Genomic DNA, 22,356 nt, shown 5'->3' on the forward strand with positions numbered 1-22,356 from the left:
CGCGACCATCAACAGCTAAGATGTATTTTTTTTGTTTGTAACAATGCCATTTCTAACATACAAATCGGCAAGTTGATCTATAACTTCATCCTTGTTGTCGACTTCTAAATTAAATTTGATTAAATTTGGTTGAACAATTTCATTTACTACCATTTATTGATTGCCTCTTCTATTTTGTTAAATAATTCATCATTAGAAGTACATTTAACCAGCGAGTTCAGTGTTTGCTGATTATGCACAATACCGTAAAAATCATCAAAAATTAGATCAATCTTTTTCTGGTTAATATTTTTTGTCATTGCCAAAAAGAAAACTATTGATACAGCATTGTCTCCCCAATCAATCGGGTTATCCAAAGTACAAACCATAATAGCCGGTCTTTTAATTAACTCCGGTGAAGCATGAGGAACAGCATAACCGCCAAAGCTCGTATAAGATTGCTCTTCACGTTGAATAGCACTTTGCACGACACCGGAGATCGCATAATTATACGCAATTAATTTTTGACCCATCATGTCCAAAAGCTGAGGCCATTCTGTCAAAGACGATTTTGCTATTGTTAATTTAGGGTCTATTAAACTCAGAAACGCTTCATGTGGATTCTGTTGGCCACGATATCTTTTGTGGATTGCATGCTTGATAAAGTCAATCTCGTTATTTCTTAATAAAGGCGATACAACTACCGTGTGCACGCCATTAATCTGGATTTGAATCTTGCTGATAATCAAATCAATATTTTCCAGATGCTGGTGCTTCAAATCCTGTAATGACCAAATTCCGATGATATTAAATTGTGGAAACTCTTTGCGAACTTTAGCTGCCAATAACTGAGCCGAACCCAATCCGGTACTGCAAACAATGCCAATGTTGATTTTTTGCAAATGCATTCTCCTGCGTTCCAAATAAGCTTCCAAGTACAATGCAAAATAAGAAATCTCATCATCGTTCATTTGAATGTCATATAATTTTGCATAATAGTTACCGATTTGCAGTGCTTTGTCGAAAGCTTGCGTATAATTTTGCTTAATGCTTTTAGTGTAGGGATTTGCGATCGTTGCATTTAATTTCAAACGTTCGATCGTCGATTGTAGATGAATTGTCAGCCCCGACAACAATTCTTGGTCTGAACCAAAATCCGATAATAGTTTTTGTAATGGTAAAGAAATTTCCTCATAGTCCTGTTTTAAATTCAAATTTACTTGCCCAGCTATCGCGGCGATAAGATGAATTTGAATATAGGCAATTTCGCTACTTGGAAAATGAATATCAAATTTTTGTTCAATCATTTTTGTTAGAAATTCAGCATTATTCAGTTGTTGTTGGCCTATATCTTGTAATAAATATGTGTTCGATGAAATAACGTTCCCTTTTTTCACTCGCTGAATAACAATAGCCAAATGAATAACCAGTGACTGGAATGAATAGTCGCTCAACTTAATTTTTCTTTTCACGGCAAATTTATTTACTAAAGGAATTAATTGGTGAACAGTTGAATCAGAAAGAAGCGAATTACTTTGGATACCCTGATAGCGAATCGCATCTTCTGGATCAGCATAATCAGCAGACCAATTGTCATTCCAATAATTATTCAGTAACAAGAAGAGCATTTTTCTTTTTTGGTCTTCGCCTGCCCTTAAGCACACTCCTTCTCGTGCACGGCGTTCGATCTTTATGTGATACGCTGCAAGATATTTGCTAAGTTGTTTGATGTTTCCTTCTACTGTCTTGACACTAATAAATAATTCTTGAGCAAATGTCGAAATCTTATAAAAATCATCAGTTTGCAAAAGTTTTGTAAGGATAAAAATAATACGATCTTGGTCTTTGTCAGGTATCGGCTGATGTTGTAAAACATTTTTAATTAATCCTTGAGCGTTTTCAGTATTTCCCTGCAAGGAAATTCCGATTCGCGGTTGAACCTTGATCGTTAAAAAAGATTCCGCTAAAACCGGTCTAAGAATCTGTAAATCGTGATAAATGGTTTTGGCAGAGACACCAAATTCGTAAGCTAAACGATTGGCAGTTGTTTTATCAACATTAAGTAAGGTTTTGACAATTGCTAATTGGCGAGCATTTAAATTATTCATAACCGGCCACTTCCTTTCGGACTTTAGCTTACAACTTCAGTATAATTCTAAAGATAACGCTTACATTTTCTATTATGTATACATTATTGTGGAAGAAATTTCGTTCAATCACGTTCAATTCTTTATAACTTAGCTTGGATAATGCAGCTTGAATCCAGGAATTTTATCTGAGTAATGCCATTGATCATTGGATAGCGATACTTAAACAACAACTATTGATATAGCTGATACAGTTCTTTAAAGCCAGGTGTTTTTCTTTAAACCCAATCAATCATTTGCACTTTCTGAAAAAATCGTTTGAAGAAAACCATTTTCACAAAAAACGTTGCCTGTCAAAACATTTTTATCTTTTCGCTTGAATGGCTGGATGATATCATATCCATGAAAATTAACTCAATTTAACTAAATATGTTCATCTAATACACAATTTCGATATTAGTAATAATTTGGTTCAAGTTAGTGCGATTCGATTCTTTTAACACGAAATCTATTTCTCGTAACCCGTAATTAGTATGTAAAAAACATTCTTCCGACAATAGCGTTTACCGAGGCTCTGGCCACATTGTTGGAAAAGATTAAAAAGTTTTAATCACTCTCTCAATTTCTTTAAAACTAAAATAAAAAAAGTTTGGAATATAAGAAACTGCAAGCTGTTTTTTATTTGGCTGTGGAATAAAAAACTAATTAAGGTCAATATTACAAGTCATTACCGTTTGTATTAATAACTTTTTGGTACCAATAATAGCTAGCTTTTGGTATTCTTCTTTTTGTTCCATCTCCTAAATCATCAATATCAACATAGATATACTACCCATACCTTTTACTCATTTCCGCTTGGGAATAACTGACAATATCTATTGGTCCCCATGATGCATAACCTAAAATGTCTACACCGTCTTTTAAAGCTTCCTTCATCCGTTTAATGTGTTCGCTTAAATAAGAAATTCTATAACTACCATTAATTTCCCCATTTTCGATTTTATCAACGGCACCAAGACCATTTTCAGCCACGAATAAAGGCAAATGATATCTATCCCAAAGAACATCGAAAACATATCTGAAACCTACAGGATCATCGGCCCAACACCAAATAGATTTTTTAAGCGAGGGATTAGGAATAACTGTATATGGATGTCGATGATCAACAATTGCACTGTAATAATAACTAAATGAAAGATAATCAATAGTATTCGATTTAATTAGGTCCAATTCGGCCGGGGTTGTATCTATACTTACATTATTTTCACTGAAATATCTAAGCATATAACCAGGGTATGATCCAGTCGATAAAACATCTGAGAAGAATAAATCATGAATTCTCCATAAATAGTAAGCCGCGGCGGCATCTTTTGGATTGCTAGAAGCACCGTACAAAGGTGTCATACCAAGCATTCCACCTATTTTCAAAGACGAATTCATTTCGTGGGCATACTTCACTATCATGGCATTAGCGACAAATTGGTTATGAACAGCTTGAAACTTTTTTGACATATTCGTTCTGGAATCATCTGTTTTATTTTTAAGAATTCCTAAACCGGCAAATTCTCCCCAATCATAAACGTCATTTATTTGATTAAACACAATCCAATATTTAACCTTGTGTTGGTAACGTTTTAGTAATGTTTGAGCAAAACGATAAAATAGAGAAATAATTTTTTTATCCTGCCATCCGCCATATTTTAAAATTAAATTAATTGGCATCTCGTAATGAGAGATAGTCATAATCGGTTCCATTCCAAGCTCAAGCATTTTATCAATCAACTTGTCATAAAAAACCAATCCTTTTTCATTAGGCTCAGTTTCATCACCGTTTGGGAAAATCCTGCTCCAGCTAAAGGATGTTCTAAAACACTTAAAGCCCATTCGACGCATTAATTCTAGGTCTTCTGGATAAGTGTGATAAAAATCAATACCTCTTCGTCGAGGATAATTCCCCTGCTTATCATTTAATGCTCTTATGATATCTTGGCTTGTAACGTTTGCGCCAAACGAACCAAGCCGGCTATATTTCTCAGGCAACAGCATAATATCGGCTTGGCTTGGTCCCCTCCCGTCAATAATTCCAAGCACCCTCTGCCTGGTTTGCAGCAATAGAACCTCCCCATAAAAAATCATCGGGAAACTTATTTAGTGTTAGTGATTTTAGCATAATTATTTTCCTTTCATAAAAGGTATTAAATTAATCGAAAGACTTATTTTTCATTAAATTGACAATCTTGGTATAAAAAATATTGTAATTATTACTGTTAATCAAAGATTGAACGTTTTTTCTAATAGACAATTCATCGATCAATGCCTGCAGTAAATCTTCAAAGATATCCCGATCATTTTTGTTAACAGAAATTAAAATAATAAGTTGGCTTTTGTTATCTACGGACCACTTAATTGGTTTGTTATTTATCATGACTACCATTTGCGATTTTTTGGCATTTAACTTCAAAGAATGCGGCATTGCGACAGTGTCAAAGAGAGTTGGCGCCATTCTTTCCCTTTCGCAAATTTCATTTAAAAAATCCTTACCAACGTATTGGTATTGAAGTAATTTATCCGCTGCGTAAACTAAACATTGTTTCTTATTTTTAAAATTTAGATCATTAAAAAATAAATTTGGCGATGTAAACTCGTGTAGAAATTTAATTATTTTGTCTGTTTGTACATCATGCCTAATTTTATTTATCATCTTTTTAATTTTTATAACGTCAGTATCCGTTAAAAACGGAGTAATTTTTACAACATAGTTATTATCTTTAACATCGATATTATCTTCCGTGGTTAGAATTAATTTGGAATTAATATCTTCATTACTGAAATTTGTTTTTATTTCAGAAATGCTAATGTCGTCACCAAAGTGTTTAGATAAACTCGTTAACAACGAATCTGCATTATTGTAATAATTTACTGTAATAATGACTGTATTTATTAAATTCTGTTTCCTGCTTATTAAATACGATCCAAAATGCAACAATAGATAAGTTGTTTCCGTATAACTTATCGAAATATTCAAGTGTTTGCTTAAATCTTCAGCTGTATATAGTGACAGGTCGTAAATAAATGGGTATTGCAAGGCCAAACCTGTCAGCATGGTATCTTCTGTTTCCTGCTTGGAAAATTTCACTCGATCAAATAAATTATTAACATGAATGATGAACCGGACCAAAAAATTGGGGTCGTTCAAAAATAATTTGTAATCATTTTTAATATCTTTAACCGTTTCCAAGCATGCTTTAAAAACTTTGTCCGGAATAAAAGTCTTCAAATCGGAAATGTTTAACTTACGAAATTTTTTCGTAAATGTTTTTTCAATTAAAGCTAAAGTTAATGCTTGAATTTCGAAGTCATTGAAATATATATTAGACAACTTGGATATTTCTTGAGTAATTTTCTGGGTTATTTTATATTCTGGACGTTTTTGAATATAAGTACCATTAAGGGAGGACTTATAGCTATTCCCTTTTAAGTTAATTGTCTAGACAATAAAAATCGTCCAAAAAATCAAAAAAATAATTGTATTTCTTTTTTCACATGAAAAACATTTTTCGCAAAAACTGCACGAATTTATCCAAAAAACAGCCAGGAATAAATACCTGTTCGCTATTCATGATTCTCGGAAAAGCAGTCAATAAGATTGTAAGGAGCTCCATTGAATCGAAAAAAACTAGTAGATTAAATATTTGATTCCAAAAATGCTCCTTTTTTATCGCTTGATAATCATCCACCCAATTCGGATTATTTTTTCGGCTCTTATAAAAATCCCAAGCGTGTTCGCTCCCACTAGTCGGTGATTCATACAATTTCCCAGATGGCATTCGATCCCTCTCCCATAAATTGAGATAATTATATTGCAAAAATTAATAAAAATTACTTTAATACAATAAAAACAACTCGATTTAAGTCTTCTAATTAAAGTTGACCTTTTCGAATGACTTTTATCGATAAACACTATCAGTATTTTAATAAGTAAAAGCTTTAATGATGGTGATTTAATTATTTCAGAAACGCTGTTTTATTATCACTCTTGTATATCTGTTTTCCGATCTTCAGGGTGACTGTCATAGTAACGACTGAGAAGCCAGATCTTATCCCTGTCTTCAAGTTGGTGGATACCTGAAGAACGAAATCGAAGAGCTTCAATATTCGATATGGTGAGATTTGTGGCGGCTTCAATTATTTCAGGCCTTTCATTAATCAAAACATCTTTAATTTTTTCGGCTGCGTTCATATCGATGTTAATTTCCTTTCAATTGATTATCTTAATAGGATAACAGAAAATAATATGACATATAGAGACTTAAAAATATTTAAAAAAATGTCTTGAAACGCCATTGTTTCAATAGCAATCCTTTATTAGAAGGATCGATAATCACATATAAAAAAACGACCAATATACTTGTTGGTTCTTCAAAGGCAACGATTTCATAAAAAGATCATCGGATAATGTATTAGATAAATTATCATGAAAGGTATCATTACGATTTTCCCTAATTTATTTAACTATTTTAAGAAACTAGCTCTTGCATACAGAGACTCGTTTCTCTTCAGGTACAAACTGGTAATAGTATTTGATAATTTGATCTATAGAGGGCACTCCATGTGGAACTAATCCATTTTTTAAGCTCGTCAAATATTTTCTCATTGATAAGTCCATTTACTAGAAAATCTTGTACAATATATATCTCTTCAGAAAAAGTCATCTAACACATCTTTATTCTAAAATCGAAATAATACTTAAAAATAATTTTCGAAGGCATTATTGAGAACAATAATAGACTCACAAATTTTGTCAACTAATAAATAATTTCTCATGATCATTACCAACATCAGACAAATATTTTTTAGTTGGTCTATTTTTTATCATGCCTCTTACAAAACTTGAGCTTTAGTCTTTATCAAGCTGAATTCCACATGAAAAATTCTTCTCAAACTCAATTAGAATTATATAGAAAATACTGTCTTCAGTGACAAAAATAAAGTTAAAAAGCTTTTTTGATATAAGAAAACGACCAGACTTAGATGGTGGACATCACTCAGTCACTCCACAGACACAATCGCCTTTTGTGTTTCTATGATCTGCTGGCCGTCAGCCCGCATTGTCTCGGAGAAAACCTTGATCAATTTTTTACCCATGGGATGAAAAGTCAAAAAAGTCAGGCCGCCGGAGGCGATGCCGCCAATAATCGGAACCGTCTTAGTAACCAAGCTGGAAGCTGTCTTTTTAGTCACCTGCAAGCCAATCGCAGTGCCGATTTTTTTCATCAGCGGATACCAGGACGTCTTGGTCAAAGCTGCCTGCATGATTTTTTTACCCGCAGTATCGGCCAAAACTCTCGATACAAAAATTAAGCCCGAATTGGCTGCGGCGACCCCCAGCATCGCGCCTAGATACAGCATCACTTCTCGTTCTCCGGCTTCGGTTAAAACACCATCCTCATCAAAAATGTTCGGCCGGCCAAAAACATAGGCTACTTCTTGAGCCATGCGGATGGTAAAAGCAAAATACTGCAGGATGTCGGCCGTTGCCGTTCCAGCCATCATCACAGGGTTAGACGGTAAACCCAGCAGCAAAAGAAAAAGCCGTACTTTTTTCTGTATCATTTAATACCACGCGGTTAGCGATTTTAATCAAGTACTTAGTTTGATACAAACTTTGTGGATCTTGATCCACAAGTTGCGCCAGCTCAGCACTCTTTAGATGATTAAAAATCTTCGCCAGAAAAGCCTTTCGAGCTACTTTGACTTCCGGTAGTTTAATCGCTTTTGAAACAATCTCAGGTAAAAGCCTGTCCTCTTCCTCGTCCATTACTCTCTCCAAATCTTTCATTGAAACTAAACTTAAAAAAATATGTAACAAAAAACTCCTTATTCACGAAGTTTTGCATAAAATAAAATTCACTTAGTTAATAATAATGGAATTGCACAATTGCCTAATATAATTAATGCACTATCTGAAACATGTAGAAGCAGGCAGTGTGAATGGTTCCCATTCATTTTATTTAGAGAACTCTCAATACGTCATCATCTTGGGATTAAAACAGGTTGTCGGAATGTTGACAGAAAAGTCAACGTTTTTCTTAAAATTATTTGCATATGTATTGTGCAGACCATGCCACACAAAAACAACTACCCTGACAGTTTCGAATCATTTGGCACTGCCCAAAATCCCTCACTGTATCCATTTCAATGCTGGCTGACTTTAAAACTTTCGTTTCAAGTGCCTGACACAAATGCTGGTAGGAACTGCCCTGGGCCTCTTGAGATCCAATTTGCTCAGACGAGAAATCTTTCTAGTGGCATAAACCGTTTTTATGATCCTCTTAACCCTATAGTTTTCATAACATAGATCTGGGTAAAAAGAAATCGATTTCAGGAACGCAGGGCAAATTTGCTTAACCAAGACACTCCATGCTGACGCAGCACGAAGCGCACCAATACCAGCATTAACGGCTTCGCCGCCTCCCTGTCTCCTCATCAAGAGGCTGTTAGAACAAAGACTAAGGCTACTCATCTCATTCTGTGTAGTTTGTAAATTCTCTTGGGCGCTAAAGGCATTAATCATTTCACCCTAGTGGGCATAAAAATCAACTCGTTCTAGCCCTCTAGATTTTCTTTAGTATGCGCATTAGCAGTTCCAACAAAAAAGCAAACTCTTTTTTGTGCCAAAATAGAAGCACGAAAATAAAAATATTGGCCGTCAAGGAAACTGCCGCGATCAAGAACAAACCAGCAAAGCCATGCCAATCCAAAACGGTTGATAGATAAAAATTTGATGTCAAACTCAAGCACAATACCATCATGTATGTCAAGTAATCTTCGAGGTATGAACCAGGCTTCTTTCCGATAGCATATTTTAAGACGAGACCCGGTTCCCACCAAGCATTAATTAGCACATTAGTCAGAATTGTGCCTAAAAGTGTGCCTGCAATACCAAATTTCAGCACAGCAATAAAAAATACTGAGAGTAATAAGTTAAATAAAGCTTCTATAATTGATTTCCAACCAATCTTGCGATACAAGCCGTAAGCGGCAATGAAATTCAGCGCCGGTTGCCGCATCTGATTGATTGCAAAATTAATGATAATGACAAAAACCGTAGTCATCGACAAAAGGTATCGGCTGCCAATCCAGACTTTAATAAATGGATCGAGACAACTTGCCAGCATTGAAACAATAAAAAAAGTCAAGGCAAAATTTAGGAAAACGTAACGTTGAAAAATTTGGTAAACATGTTCTTTTGACCCATTTACGGCCAAATTACCTAAGCTCGCTGTGACTGCACCCCCTGCTTTATTTAAAATACCGCCGAGGGCATTAGTAATAAGCGAATAATTAGTATATAAACCGACCGATACCAAACCCAGAAAGCTAGAGATCAAAAGGTTATCAGTTCCAAAGACAACAATGCCACCGATTTGAGATCCAATCAGGCCCATGGTGTTGTGTACAATATCGTCTAAATCTTTTTTTGGGAGCCTTCTAGTCTTGGACAAATTCTTCAAGTAAGGATAGCGACTATTCACCTGCATAGAAATCACAAGATTGGATAACAGCGTACAGATAACTTGGATTATCAGAAAAAGAAAATAATTTTTCCAAACAAGAAGAACCGCAACCTGCACAATTGACTGGAATAGCATGAATATAAACTGATTGGTTAAATTCACATAATCTTTTTGGTCAGCTGTAAGAACGGACCGCTTATAAGCAAATAGATAGCTGACGATGGTATTGGCTAAAAAGAGACAAAAATAGATTCTAATATATGGCACTGAGCCATTCTTAATAAATAAATCAATAAAGGGCAGAATAATGAGCCCAAGTATACTAACTGTAGCTGCAATACAAAAATAAGCTTTTCGGTAAAAACTCAGCAAAGCAGCAATTTCGCCTCGTTGGTCTGTTGCCAATGGCCGGTACATCGAAAAAACAATCGCCGAACCCAAACCTAGTTCGCTAAAAGAAAGTAGCATCAAAATATTGCTAAATAAACCATTGATACCCAAATAATTCAAAGCCAGTTCATGAATAAATGTAGTTTGTACAATAAATTTGGCCAAAATGGTTGCCAGTTGAGTTAAACTAGCAACGCTTGAATTGAGAATCGAGTTTTTTAATCGGCTTGGTTCTTCCAATACGCTGGCCTCCTAAATATAAGATGATAATAATTTACTATTTTTCTGGCAAAGAATTGACAGAATTATTTCAGAAAAACTAAACGTATTTATTTAGCCGCATTCATAGCAATTTCAACAACCTGATTTTTGTTGAGTAACTTCCGCTAGCCATTAAAATTTATTGAACAGATACATCTTCTAAATACTAACAAATAATACGAATTACCGAACTATTTTTTCTTACCTATTCCTCAAGTTTTGTTATGTCTCAAACATTGCCTAATGAATAATAGTATCAATTGGGCGTTGCAATAACATTTGGCAATTCCTCGTTTTGTTTTCCATGAAATCATACAATTTTCCTTCGAGGATTTGATCAAAAATGATAGGCTCAATAGTCTACTGTGTTAAGCTTTTCCAACAATCTATTCCATTTCTCCATAATCTTTGTAGGATTGAAGTCTTTAGCTCTTTTCAAAGAAAGTCGTTGATACCGCAGCAATTTTTTATCATTATTCATTAATTGATTGACCCTCTTCGCAAATTCTTGAACCGCGCCTTGTTCTATAATACAACCATATTTCCCGTTGTCGAGCAAGTATCTAGCGCCCGCGGTAGAAAAGGCCACAATTGGAAGCCCAAGTGACATCGCCTCAAGGATTGTTAAGGAAAAGGATTCAGATCGAGATGTCGAAATAAATAAAGAACTATTCACATAGTGATGTAATAATTCTGCATCATGAAGTGGCCCTTCCAAGATAATTCTATTCGAAACACCCTCATTTTTTTCTATTCTATTAAGTTTTTTAATCTCTTTTTCCGAACCAGAACCCGCGAATGTAATGTTGTATTTGGAGGAAATAAATTTTGCAGTCTCGACAAGAACATCAATTCCCTTGATCCCAAGAAAAAAACTGATTCTACTTGTCGCCGATATATTGCGACTACTTAAGTCAGAAATTTGACTATTGCCAGGCAAGTGAACAAAATTAGGTATCAGAACACAATTGCTATTTAATTTAGAGAAATAGTTATAACTATCTTGGGTAAGACAAACGATACAGTCTGCTTCTTTAATGCCTTGATTAAATAATTTCATGTAGTTTTTCGAAGTTTTTTGGAGGGACTCATATGACTCATGAATCCAAAGAACCACTTTTAAATTGGGATTTCGCTTAAATATATGTACCGCAGCAAACTGATAATCTGAAGTAAGTATCAAAATCCTCGTTTTTTTCTGCAACATCTATTTCGACAAGTCCCGTATAAAGTTTGATTGAACAAAGTTGATGTTGTACTGCTGTCCCCCGAGGGCAGCAAGATGCTTATAAACTTTTTTAAAAAAAATAAAAAAATTATTATCTTTCGCATGGCATAGAATATGATCCCGTTTTTTAACTGACCAAAACGGGGCAACATTCTCAATCGGATAATAATAGACCTCATTATCTTTACCGAGAGATTCTCCAACAAGCGTCACAATTCTCGAAACCCCACCCAAACCGAAATTACCTAAGCAAAAAAAAATCACCACAGCGCGTGCCTCCAACACAAATTATATCATTTTCAATTCTTCTCACCCAAGAAAAGGTCAAGGCATCCAAAACCTGAATCGGACATGATCGTATCCTATTTTCTTATTTCCAATTAGAAAATATCCGTCGGGACTCGTTTTATCTGAATTTCTTGCTTCAATTGGAAGATTCAAAGAATCTTCATTTTTTTCTCTAAATTAAATGTTTGTCAAATAGTAAATCTTGATATGTGAGTTTTTATAGTTTAATTTAAAAAATTTCCATAAGTTACAAAAGTTTATTTGGAAATTTCATTAATTAAATTACCATATTTGACCAGATTTTTTTACATCGAAATTCGAAGTATTAAAGTCGAATATCTGTTTAAAATGTTTGTTCTTTAAGGCAGATACAAGTATTTTAATCAAGTCCATTTTGAGACAAGGTATGACGCAACACTGTATACGGACAAAATGAATGAAAAAAGATCTCATTTTCGTTATCATTGGTTCTATTCACAAACTCATTCTCCTTCAAAAATTTGTACCCTATATAATATTGGTAAAATATATTTTTTGATTAAAAAATTTAGCTCGAACTTCTTCTTTGAAAACAGTACCGAGATTCACTTACTAATATTTTCATTTTTTCTTCTCATTCACCATAAAGTAGGGCATCAGAACCTATTTATCCTATTTTTCGATCAATTTCTACAGTACCACTGAGATTAGATTCGTAATTTAACCAGTAAATTCCACACTTGAAAATTCTGTAACGTGAACACATGGAAAATGAAGCGGTCCTGCCTCTTTATTTGGTCCTGATGTAAATACTTTTTTACGATAAAAGAAGCGTAAAGAAAGGCATAGAACCGAATATCCTCAGGCAGGCTATTCAGCCTCGACATTCTAGCCGAAAGCTGAAACAAAACCAAATGACTATACTTAACGTCAATACTTATTTTTCTTGCCGTAAGTTCTTTGAGCATATACTCAACTATATATAGTGTATCCAAGTTCTTTATTTTACCCTTAGAGGATTGAGTGATACCCTTTGGGTTTACCAAGTACGCATAACAAATCTCATCCACAGCTGCATATACTTTAACCTTAGGAATTATAAAAAAATTAAGAATCGTATCTTCAAACCAATAATTTTGTGGAAAATAAATATCTTTCCACAGTTCTACTTTCATCACTCTCCCCCATGCATAACCTAGTACGATATCTTCGTTGCTGATACCGTTTTTTTTAATTACATGATTGAATTTGTGATAAGACTTCTCGTATCCTCTGATTTCTGCATAACTACCATCGACTAAATCTGCATTTACCCTCAAAGCCTCGGTAAGTAGGCAGTCGATGGAATTATTGGAAAATAAATAATCATCACCATCTAAAAAAAATAAATATTTTGCATACTTTTTTGCTAATTGGATTCCAATATTACGAGCACCAGAGAAACCTTGATTTTTTTGTTTGATAAGAAAAAAATTATCAAATTTTTTAAACTCTTCCAGTGTCTCAGCGCCGTGATCTGTTGAACCATCATCAATTGCCAGAACAATAAAACTAAAGGTTGTTCGTTGTGCTAAAGCACTGGAGACACATTTTTCAATAAAGGCAGCCTCATTGTAAAACGGTACAATAATAGCCAATTCAACTTTATCACGTAAACTTAATTTTATATCAGCACTATTTTGAACAAATTTCTTTTTGCTTGATGGAGGGCTGTAAATGTTGAAAAGTTTAGCTCGAACTTCTTCTTTCTGTATCAATAAACTAGGACTTTTTTTGAAGATATTTGAAAATTCAAAATAGATATACACAATCATACAAAGCAGAAAGAGGAAAAAATCAGCTATCCATTTGGACAAAAAAACAGGGAAATATATGCTACGAAACTTCTTAAAAATAAAATTGTGCATATCAATCACCGCCTATTAATTTCAAATAATATTTGAAATTAATTAAACCCTTTTCAAGCCTTGAAAGTATATAAATTCTCCGAGTCTTCAACATTGTTAATAAAATCAAGTTATCAATAGGATTTTTTAATTGTAAGTATTTTCTGTGTACGTACAAATTATCTAATATTTTTTGTATTTCTTGGTTATTTAGCACTATATCTCGTTTCTTCATCTTGTTTATAATCGACATGGTGGTTTTTGCATATCGCGAAAAAGCTAGTGGCTTCATTTCTTCATCGTCTTCTGCTAAACGAATCATTGTGTATACATAATCTAATGATTCGAGATCCGACTTCTTAAAACTTCGATTTACCGAACTATTAGCTCTTTGCCTATAATGATACAAACTGGCCGCCCGATAAGAAAGAATATGAACTTTGACAATGATTTGATTGATTAAAAAAATGTCTTCCATATAATCTGTATGAGCGAACTTAATATGACAAAAAAGTTCTTTTTTAAACATTTTGTTCCATAAGAAACCCCCTATAGCATCACAAGACATCCATGCTTTCAGAACATCTTTGCCTTCAATAATAGAAAAAGAACCCTTAGTATTCATCTGGACAAATTTGCGTTTACCATTCCTTTTAACAAAGAGCAAATCAAACCCTACAGCCGACATATCGGCGTTACTAGATATTAAATCATCTACTAAAGTAGCTAACCATTGAGAGGCAACAACGTCATCACTATCAAGAAACGCTAGATACTTTCCTTTCGAGTGGTCTAAGCCAATTTTACGAGCCCTCGACTGGCCAACATGTGTAGTCTCATATACATGAAATCTGACATCACTTGAAACAAAATTATTAATTATATCTGAACTGTGATCTACAGATCCATCATTAATTAAAATTACTTCAAAATTCTGTAGGGTTTGCTTCGACAATGACTGCAGACACTCAAACAAATAATCCTGCATATTATGTATAGGAACAATCACAGAAACCAAAACCATTTTCGTCCTCCTAATTCTATTAAAACCCAACTGTAGTTATCCCAACCGAACTAAATTAATGAACATCAAGTCATCGAATTAAATTTTGTCTTCAGCCCAGGTCTACAAACCAAAGCATCTAAACTAGAGTCGTTTTCTTTTGAGTGCTTCAATTAATTTTTCACCAAAAATAAAATTTAATATCAAAAGCAAGAAATCTTTGAATTTTGCAGCAGGCGTTTTCCAACTCCCAGCATAATGATGAATAGCAATTGTTTGACTAGAGCGTGTTCTCTTGTGAGTCGCGAAATTAATCGGGGAAAAATACGTGGACGGCAACAATAGAACATCGTTAACTGTTTGTGGCCTGAGATATTTGGAGTTCTGGAATCCGTATGCATGCTCAAAAAAATAGAGAATATACTTTGAATTTGGAGTCTTGTCGATAATGCCATTCTCTTTTCGGAAAACTCTTCGATGATAATCCGTTAAGAGGTCCTTCAGCCAAGGCAGATGAGCCTCACTTGCGATTACCGCGGTACTAAATGCATACTGAGATTCTCTTCCAATAAAAGCTTTGTGACTTAATAAATCATCAAAAGAAGCAATCAATTCTACATCAGTATCTAGATATATTCCACCTTCTTTATTCAAAATATCAAGTCTCACATAGTCACTCACGAAAGCCCACATTTTAGTTGCCACGGCCTGTTGAACATATTTAGATTTCACCCGTGTTAAATCATAATTTGTCTCATTCCATTCTTTTATTTGATAGTCTGGCAACATTTTTTGCCAACCCATAATTTGTTTAGTAACTTGAGATGGTTTTGCTTGTTTTCCGAACCAAATATAATGTATCACCTTAGGTATCATATTGAGCGTCTCTCCTTATTGCGACTATCAAATCCCGCTAAACTACCTGCAATAAACATAAAGGGTACTATAGCCTGGGGTGTATAAGTATTTAATTGAAAAAGGGAAACGGCAAATAGAGCAAATGGAATAAATCCCAAAACCATATGCTCTTTATCAAAATAATTGGAAATAGTCATTTTAGTCATTTCGTAAAAGCATAAAAACAAAGCTATTAGACCCTGTATACCTAATTGATATCCAAAACTCATTAGTGCCGACTCTGCTCCAGTACTCTCCATATCCGAAAAACTCGCATCAGTTTGATCAAATCCTCCTTGTGCAAGGCCATGCCCAAAAGGTTTTTGAACAATGGTTGTCCAAGTCTGGCTTATAGTATCAAAGTGTGCCGCTGAAGGACCAGCATATTCTTGCCCATAAAAATTAGAAAAAACCCCAATAATTAAGAAAGATAAAAAAGCAGCAAGCCAAAAAGACGAAATCATTCTAAAATGTATAAATTTTGATGAAAATATTTTAAAAAACAAAGTAGAGATAAGAACAGAAGCCAAAACAAGCATGCCCCCTTTACCACCAGTTAGTAGAATCGCAACCCCCATCAACAGTGTCATGGTAACTGACAAAACTATAGACTTAGTCCACTTGATAATATACGAACATACAAAAGCTGCTGAAAAAAAATAGCTTAATGTTACAGGTTCAAAATACAAAGAACCCATACGAACTATAGGAATATTAAAAATATCAGTCGTAAATCTTCCTGGCATCCCCGTTATTCCTTCATTGGATAATCCCTTGGCAAAATATACGTTTCTAATACCAATATAACTATACAATTGAAAACCACCAATTAATAAAACTATGCCGCTTAAAAACATAACTATAGCTAAAATCAAAAACATTCTAATAAATTTTTTAAGCAAAAGGGGAGAATCTAAAGAATATCTTCCAACTTCAAAAGCGAAATAAAAAGTTGTCAAATTTCTAACTTGCAATACCATATTTGACAATCCACCGCCTTCTGTCGCAGCAAAAAGAACTGTAAGTAATAATAGTCCAATACAAATCGTTAATTTTGAAAAAAATATTTTTCTTTTTAATATCAGAAACGAATATGTAAAAAAAAGAAATAAGAAGGGTACTTGAGTCAAAATTACCAAACTCTCAAATTGATTGCCTAAATGTCCAAAAATACCAATGATTAAATTTTGTAAACTTAAAGATAAAAGAATGGAAAAAGCTATGTATTGCTTATTTACATTAATTTCCGTAATTAAAAATGCACCAATAAAAGCTCCAAATATACCAAAATAATTAAAACCCGTCAAAGAGGCAATGGAAAAAGTTCCTAGCAAAAAGAATAAGCATGCTATGTATTGAAGTGGCTGAGCTGATCTATTATCGTAAGAAAGCATTATTTCCTCATCAATCTAAACAAACTAGAACAAATCATGCACAACATTCTCAAAACTATCCATAAATTGCGAATTATGTGATTTATAACTTTCAGCATGTTTATCATATTGTTTTATAGTATCTCCAAGATTATCTATTGGATTAACCAATTTTATGTCGTAACCACGATCTATCAGTTGTTGCACAAAAATCAATTGATGATCATTCACATGTTCATGAAACTCTGAGAGTCTGGGAACAACGATTGGTGTTTTCCCTTGAGACATAACATTTAAAAAACTAGCCGGGCCACCATGACTAATAACTATGTGGGAACTAACAATCATTTGATCCATTTGGTCATAGGACAAAAAACTTTTCCACTCAGCATTTTTAGGAGTATATTTAGAAAACCCTGTCTGCATAATAACTTTTTCTGTTATCACTTTTTTTTCAATCAACTTATCAACTTCTCTTAATAAACGATCAAACGGTTGTTCATGCGTTCCAACGGTAACGAAAATCATTAAAAAATCCCTCCCAAGTTTATAGCTTTAGGATAAATCTTTTTCATTTCTGGCCATTGAACGATAAATTTATCTGTAACCGGATAAACTAATTTTCCAGTTAGAGTTGGTCTATCTATACGGTCAAAAACTTCAATATAAATTGTCTTAGCTCCAAACAGTTTCCCCAAATAGAAAAAAGGAACAGCAACGGCCGCACCGGAAGAAATAATAATATCCGGTTTTTCTCGTTTAAGAACCTTAAAGGCTAAAAAAGTATTTCTAATTAAATTCTTTATATTACGATTAGTCGGATAAAAAGCCGGAATCATTCTTTCATTTTTCAAAACGCTTTGTGCGTCTTCTTTATTAAAAGTCACCCAAAAACGGTCTTTGTCTTTCCAAAATGGTTTGAGTAGATACAGATGAGTTAAATGTCCACCACTAGAACCGACTAATGCGACTTTTAAATTCTTTTTATTTGAAATGTTCATTATTAGTAAGCCCCCGGATCTTCACTAAATAAAACTATTCCAATTGTTTTAAAACAAATTTTTAGATCCATTTTAATTGAACGCTTTTCTATGTATTGCAAGTCCAATTTAATCATGTCGGCAAAATCGAGATTTGATCGGCCAGATGTCTGCCAAAGTCCGGAAATTCCCGGTTTAACCAATAGACGCTGTTTATCATGTTCCGAGTATTGAGCTAATTCTCTTTTCAGGCAGGGACGCGGTCCGACTAACGACATATCTCCCTTAACAACATTCCAGAATTGTGGTAGTTCATCCAAAGAATAATGGCGAATCGTTCGACCAATTTTTGTCACGTGAGGATCTTCTTTTATTTTAAACAGGCCGCCATGCAATTCATTTTTCTCCAACAATGTGTCTTTTAAATCATCAGCATTCGTTACCATACTGCGTAATTTATACATTGTAAAAGACTTACCATTTTTCCCAATTCGTTCTTGGGCATAAAAAACCGGTCCACCGTCTTTTTTAATTCGAACTGCCAAAAAGATAATTGGAATTATACTGAGAATCAAGCCAAAAAGACCGCCAAAAATATCCATGATTCTTTTATTTATACAATAAAAAAAAGATTTACGATGAAACCCATTAAAATCGTTCCCATTGCATTCGTCAAATCTCATCATCTTCATTAATAACTACCCCCTATTACTAATTAAAACTCTCTGATTGTCGTACCGTCCACTGGTTCTCCCTTAACAATTCGAACCGCATTCTGTTTAATAATATTTGTCTTACCCTCGCCGATTAATTTGTTGGCAATTGAATAAGCGTCCACTAAATGATAATGCTGATCACTAGTAATTCCGTGAGTTTCGCTAGCAATCGTTGTCACAAATCCTCGTCGCAGCATTGCTAGTGAAAAATCAGCAATTTGTTTGCCAAAAAAACCATTAATTGAAGAACTAGTTACTTGATATAAAGCTCCCTGCCTGGCTAATCGATTCAATTCTTTTGGGTCATTTAAAAAAGTCAAGTTACGTTCTGGATGAGCGATTATTACCGTAATACTGTGTTCTCTCAATTTACTAATCACCTGATTAATAATTTCAGGAATAGAATTATTGGGTAATTCAATCAACATATATTTCTTTGAATTTGCCAATGTCAAAAGGCGTCCCTGATCAAAGGCTGGCAGAAATTGGTCGGAAAGATGAATTTCCTGACCGGGCAGGATTTTAAGATCAATTTGAGCTCTCTTTAGAACGTTATTGAAATCTTCAACATCTGAAAGAACTTTATCGGCATCATTGATATAGCGCCCATCCATTTGATTGGGAGTAGCAATAATTGTATGAATACCCTCTTTAATGGCTTCTTTGGCCAGCTGCAAAGAGGTCGTCATGGAATCTGAACCATCGTCGGCTCTTGGCAGCAGATGAGCATGAATATCAACTAAATAAACTTCTTAAGCGCCGCTAGGCCCAGGCTTCTCAGTCTCCTTTGGAATCTCTGATTTTTCAGATCCACTACTTGTATAACTAAAACTTGACCAAGAAGCCTGTGGTTTTTTAACTCGCGGTGCCCTTGGAGTCTCTTGAACGGTTTCTTTATTAAAAAAACGTCCTGATTTAGGAGCTTGTGCTTTTGGAGATGGCGAAGATTCCTTCGCCGCCGCATGCTTCAATTGTTCGGTATTTTTTAAACTAGTTGATTGAGTTTCCGCTTTTACTGGGGTGGAATGACGCGAAGCATCTTTGGAAACATCATCCGTCTTCATCATGTTGGTAGAAGCATAATCATAGCGGTAGTTATATCCATAGCCCTTATCAGCCCGATGAGGATCTCTAGAAACGACACCGAGAACATTTGCTTTGGCTAATTTAAGGATATGAGCAGCTGAAGCCATGCTTTTTCTTTTAGTCTTGCCAAGCATAGCAGTTAAAACAATTCCGTCAGAACGAGGAATTAAAGCTTGGGAATCGGGAACCAATAAAAGTGGAGTCGAATCAATCACGACCATTTCAAACTGTTCTTTCATCCAATTAATAACTTTCAACATCTTATCAGAGGATAATAGTTCTGAAGGATTGGGCGGCATCGGACCAGAAGCCATCACATAAAGATTAGGAACTTCAGTCGAATGAATTAAGGAAGCTGGTTGATCATGCATCGCTAAAACAGTTGTCAGGCCACGCTCATTGGAAATAGCAAAAGTCTTATGTACAGTCGGACGGCGAAAATCGGCGTCTAATAAAAGAACCCGTTTACCATTTTGGGCCCAAGCAACCGCTAAATTTTGAGCGACAGTTGATTTACCATCAGACATTTCCGCGCTGGTAAAAAGAACTGTTTTGAAATTTTTTAAGGAAGCTGCGGCAAAGTCAATGTTTGCTCGCAAAACCCTAAACTGTCCGGCGACAACATCTTGTGGGTCCTGAACAGTAATCAAAGGAACTCCATAACGAGAAGACCTTAAATCGTTTGCTGATAATTTTTGCGGATTTTTCTTTGAAAACATTAATTATTTCTCCTTTTATGAAAGGCTGCATAATTAACAGTCCCAAGATTATTAAAACCGAGTTGGTCAATGTAGTCCGGTTCACGGTAAGTGTTATCGGAAAGTTCCTTAATTAAGACATAAGCAACTGCCAAAAAGCCGCCAATTAGAAAACCTGCCAAAGAAAATAACTTAGTATTCGGGAAAACCGGCGTATTATCTTTAAGGCCACTAGAGACAACTGTTACGTTGGAAATCGTTTTACCCATTAGTTTAACGGCTTCATTTTTAAAAACCGAAGCCGTCTCATTAGCGATGTCCTTGGACTCTTGCGAATTAGTCGAACGGACGGCAATCGAAAAGATTTGCGAATTGGTAGTACTGGAAACGGTAATCATTTTCGACAAAGCGGTCGAAGTCAAACTTGGATAAGTCGATTTCAATTCTTTGGCAACTTTATTTAAAATAACTGGTCGGGTGACCAGATCTTTATATGTATAAATCAACTGAACATCGGCTTGCTGATCGTTTAGAGCCGTGGCAGCCGTATCATCCTGACTACGATTAACCAATAAAGCAGTCGTCGATTGATATTGAGGCGTAATCACAAACTTGCAGACTGCAAAAGCCATAAGCGCAAAAATAAGCGCCGAAACAAGCATAAAGAAAAAGTTCTTCTTAAACAGTTGCCAAAGGCGTTGATAAGAAATCGTTGTATCCATTTAATCTCCTAAAAATAACTTCCATATTGGTTACCTAACATAAGGATATCGTCTATTCAATGTTATCACATATAACATTTAACAAATACAAATTAAATTAATAGATCATAGATATAATGAAAAGCATATGTACGAAGATAAATTAACTTTTTTAGAAAAAACTGCTTCAGTAGATATTTTTAAATACAGCAAGCAGGGAATTAAAACAATTTTGGATAGTCCAAAGCATTATAATCACGAACTAATGATCAGAGCCGGCAAATTATCCAAAGAAGGCTTTTATTCTCTGGTTAAATATAATGGTGGCTACATGCTCTTGGTGCCATTAACAAAAGATGAAGGATTGATATTATCGCCAAAGATCGATAGTTTAAACAACTCGGAGAATAGTTTTTCGAATATAGATTTTATTAATCATTCAACAAGTTTGGCGAAGCTGACCTATTTTCTCTATACAATGAAATCCGCACCAAATTGGAATTTAGTCATTTTCAATCTTAACGAAATCAGTGATCCAGTTAAACAGATTCAACCAATGAAAAATCTCAGTGATTTTCATCGCTTTGCAAATAAAATGGTTGATTTCTTTGCCCGTTTAGATGAAAAAAATTTTAAGATCTACATTAATAAAATGAAAAAATGCCAAGTCTTTGGCAATGCCCTTACTACCGATAATATAATCCGTGGTGAAAAAGATATTTTGATAGATATTATCAGTAAGCTAACTGATCGAGCGGCAAAAGAAGGTCTGCCCTTTGAAAGAGACGTCTATATTCAATCAATTTCGGTTCAGAAAATAGAACTACAAGCAAATATTTTGAACTTTAATGGTTGGTTAGAAGAAATACCATATGCCTATTTCAACGAATTAAAAAAATGGCGTGAAAATTTATTCATTGATAAAGCCGATAAAATCGAGCATTATTTAAAAATCAATTCCAGAGAAAATATTAAGTTAAAAGATATTAGCAGTGAATTAGAAATATCAGAACAAAGTTTGAACGCGATTTTTAAAAAGAAATACGGCACAACAATCAAACAATATTTGACCCAATTAAAAATCGAAAATGCCAAGGAACTTTTAACAACAACTCAATTAAAGATTCATGACATATCCGAATATTTATCTTTTGTAGATGAAAGCTATTTCATATCAACTTTTAATAAAGCATGTGGAATGACGCCTTCCAAATATCGCCAAAAATACATTGAAAAACTTCTGAACAAAAAAAGCGTATGAATATTATTCATACGCTTTTAAAATAG

General features: G+C 34.4%; 21 protein-coding genes and 1 pseudogene. 1 reads left to right on the forward strand and 21 read right to left on the reverse strand.

Annotation, left to right across the window (positions count from 1 at the left end; translation table 11 throughout):
• Nucleotides 1–15: 15 nt before the first annotated feature.
• The 21 genes and pseudogenes from J3U91_RS09880 to J3U91_RS07890 form a co-directional block, all read right to left on the reverse strand.
• Nucleotides 16–153 (reverse strand): PTS sugar transporter subunit IIA, encoded by a 138-nt coding sequence (locus J3U91_RS09880; RefSeq protein ID WP_002819296.1) that lies wholly within the window; start codon nucleotides 151–153, stop codon nucleotides 16–18.
• The gene (locus J3U91_RS07795) at nucleotides 147–2,087 is read right to left on the reverse strand and encodes a BglG family transcription antiterminator (RefSeq protein WP_002819298.1); all 1,941 of its coding nucleotides are present in this window, start codon (nucleotides 2,085–2,087) and stop codon (nucleotides 147–149) included. The genes J3U91_RS09880 and J3U91_RS07795 overlap by 7 nt, the downstream gene beginning before the upstream one ends.
• A gap of 807 nt (nucleotides 2,088–2,894) precedes the next feature.
• Nucleotides 2,895–4,178 (reverse strand): glycoside hydrolase family 1 protein, encoded by a 1,284-nt coding sequence (locus J3U91_RS07800; RefSeq protein WP_002819299.1) that lies wholly within the window; start codon nucleotides 4,176–4,178, stop codon nucleotides 2,895–2,897.
• Complete coding sequence (locus tag J3U91_RS10010; RefSeq protein WP_129559113.1) at nucleotides 4,141–4,236, reverse strand: family 1 glycosylhydrolase; 96 nt, start codon at nucleotides 4,234–4,236, stop codon at nucleotides 4,141–4,143. The genes J3U91_RS07800 and J3U91_RS10010 overlap by 38 nt, the downstream gene beginning before the upstream one ends.
• 30 nt (nucleotides 4,237–4,266) lie before the next feature.
• Nucleotides 4,267–5,445: a PTS sugar transporter subunit IIA gene (locus J3U91_RS07805; RefSeq protein WP_002819300.1), complete on the reverse strand. Its 1,179-nt coding sequence runs from the start codon at nucleotides 5,443–5,445 to the stop codon at nucleotides 4,267–4,269.
• A 160-nt stretch (nucleotides 5,446–5,605) separates the two neighbouring features.
• The gene (locus J3U91_RS07810; RefSeq protein WP_002819301.1) at nucleotides 5,606–5,893 is read right to left on the reverse strand and encodes a hypothetical protein; all 288 of its coding nucleotides are present in this window, start codon (nucleotides 5,891–5,893) and stop codon (nucleotides 5,606–5,608) included.
• 203 nt (nucleotides 5,894–6,096) lie between these two features.
• Entirely contained in the window at nucleotides 6,097–6,306 is a 210-nt protein-coding gene (locus J3U91_RS07815) for a hypothetical protein (RefSeq protein ID WP_002819302.1), read from the reverse strand.
• A gap of 809 nt (nucleotides 6,307–7,115) precedes the next feature.
• A complete protein-coding gene (locus J3U91_RS07820) occupies nucleotides 7,116–7,562 on the reverse strand; it encodes a hypothetical protein (RefSeq protein WP_226489938.1) in 447 nt (148 codons plus the stop codon).
• A 64-nt stretch (nucleotides 7,563–7,626) separates the two neighbouring features.
• Nucleotides 7,627–7,884: a hypothetical protein gene (locus tag J3U91_RS07825; protein ID WP_002819304.1), complete on the reverse strand. Its 258-nt coding sequence runs from the start codon at nucleotides 7,882–7,884 to the stop codon at nucleotides 7,627–7,629.
• A 796-nt stretch (nucleotides 7,885–8,680) separates the two neighbouring features.
• Complete coding sequence (locus J3U91_RS07830; RefSeq protein WP_002819305.1) at nucleotides 8,681–10,213, reverse strand: lipopolysaccharide biosynthesis protein; 1,533 nt, start codon at nucleotides 10,211–10,213, stop codon at nucleotides 8,681–8,683.
• A 373-nt stretch (nucleotides 10,214–10,586) separates the two neighbouring features.
• Nucleotides 10,587–11,441 (reverse strand): glycosyltransferase, encoded by an 855-nt coding sequence (locus J3U91_RS07835; protein WP_002819306.1) that lies wholly within the window; start codon nucleotides 11,439–11,441, stop codon nucleotides 10,587–10,589.
• Nucleotides 11,442–11,744, reverse strand: a complete 303-nt coding sequence (locus tag J3U91_RS07840; RefSeq protein WP_226489939.1) for a hypothetical protein — start codon at nucleotides 11,742–11,744, stop codon at nucleotides 11,442–11,444.
• A gap of 692 nt (nucleotides 11,745–12,436) precedes the next feature.
• On the reverse strand, nucleotides 12,437–13,636 hold the full coding sequence (locus J3U91_RS07845) for a glycosyltransferase family 2 protein (RefSeq protein ID WP_002819310.1): 1,200 nt from the start codon (nucleotides 13,634–13,636) through the stop codon (nucleotides 12,437–12,439).
• A 1-nt stretch (nucleotide 13,637) separates the two neighbouring features.
• On the reverse strand, nucleotides 13,638–14,639 hold the full coding sequence (locus J3U91_RS07850) for a glycosyltransferase family 2 protein (protein ID WP_002819311.1): 1,002 nt from the start codon (nucleotides 14,637–14,639) through the stop codon (nucleotides 13,638–13,640).
• Nucleotides 14,640–14,762: 123 nt separating this feature from the next.
• On the reverse strand, nucleotides 14,763–15,482 hold the full coding sequence (locus tag J3U91_RS07855) for a glycosyltransferase family 32 protein (RefSeq protein WP_235043612.1): 720 nt from the start codon (nucleotides 15,480–15,482) through the stop codon (nucleotides 14,763–14,765).
• 8 nt (nucleotides 15,483–15,490) lie between these two features.
• Nucleotides 15,491–16,909: a hypothetical protein gene (locus J3U91_RS07860; RefSeq protein ID WP_002819313.1), complete on the reverse strand. Its 1,419-nt coding sequence runs from the start codon at nucleotides 16,907–16,909 to the stop codon at nucleotides 15,491–15,493.
• A gap of 24 nt (nucleotides 16,910–16,933) precedes the next feature.
• Complete coding sequence (locus tag J3U91_RS07865; protein WP_002819315.1) at nucleotides 16,934–17,416, reverse strand: glycosyltransferase; 483 nt, start codon at nucleotides 17,414–17,416, stop codon at nucleotides 16,934–16,936.
• The gene (gene pssD / locus J3U91_RS07870) at nucleotides 17,416–17,889 is read right to left on the reverse strand and encodes a PssD/Cps14F family polysaccharide biosynthesis glycosyltransferase (RefSeq protein WP_002819316.1); all 474 of its coding nucleotides are present in this window, start codon (nucleotides 17,887–17,889) and stop codon (nucleotides 17,416–17,418) included. Before pssD ends, J3U91_RS07865 begins: the two co-directional genes overlap by 1 nt.
• 2 nt (nucleotides 17,890–17,891) lie before the next feature.
• A complete protein-coding gene (locus J3U91_RS07875) occupies nucleotides 17,892–18,470 on the reverse strand; it encodes a sugar transferase (RefSeq protein WP_002819318.1) in 579 nt (192 codons plus the stop codon).
• Between the two features lie 113 nt (nucleotides 18,471–18,583).
• Nucleotides 18,584–20,389 (reverse strand): annotated as a pseudogene (locus J3U91_RS10015) (polysaccharide biosynthesis tyrosine autokinase).
• The gene (locus tag J3U91_RS07890; protein WP_002819322.1) at nucleotides 20,389–21,090 is read right to left on the reverse strand and encodes a YveK family protein; all 702 of its coding nucleotides are present in this window, start codon (nucleotides 21,088–21,090) and stop codon (nucleotides 20,389–20,391) included. Before J3U91_RS07890 ends, J3U91_RS10015 begins: the two are co-directional and overlap by 1 nt.
• Before the next feature lie 127 nt (nucleotides 21,091–21,217).
• Between J3U91_RS07890 and J3U91_RS07895 the strand changes: the two genes are divergently transcribed.
• A complete protein-coding gene (locus tag J3U91_RS07895) occupies nucleotides 21,218–22,330 on the forward strand; it encodes a helix-turn-helix transcriptional regulator (RefSeq protein ID WP_002819323.1) in 1,113 nt (370 codons plus the stop codon).
• Nucleotides 22,331–22,356: the final 26 nt, after the last annotated feature.

The organism is Oenococcus oeni (genome assembly GCF_020510245.1).
Taxonomy (GTDB): Bacteria; Bacillota; Bacilli; order Lactobacillales; family Lactobacillaceae; genus Oenococcus; species Oenococcus oeni.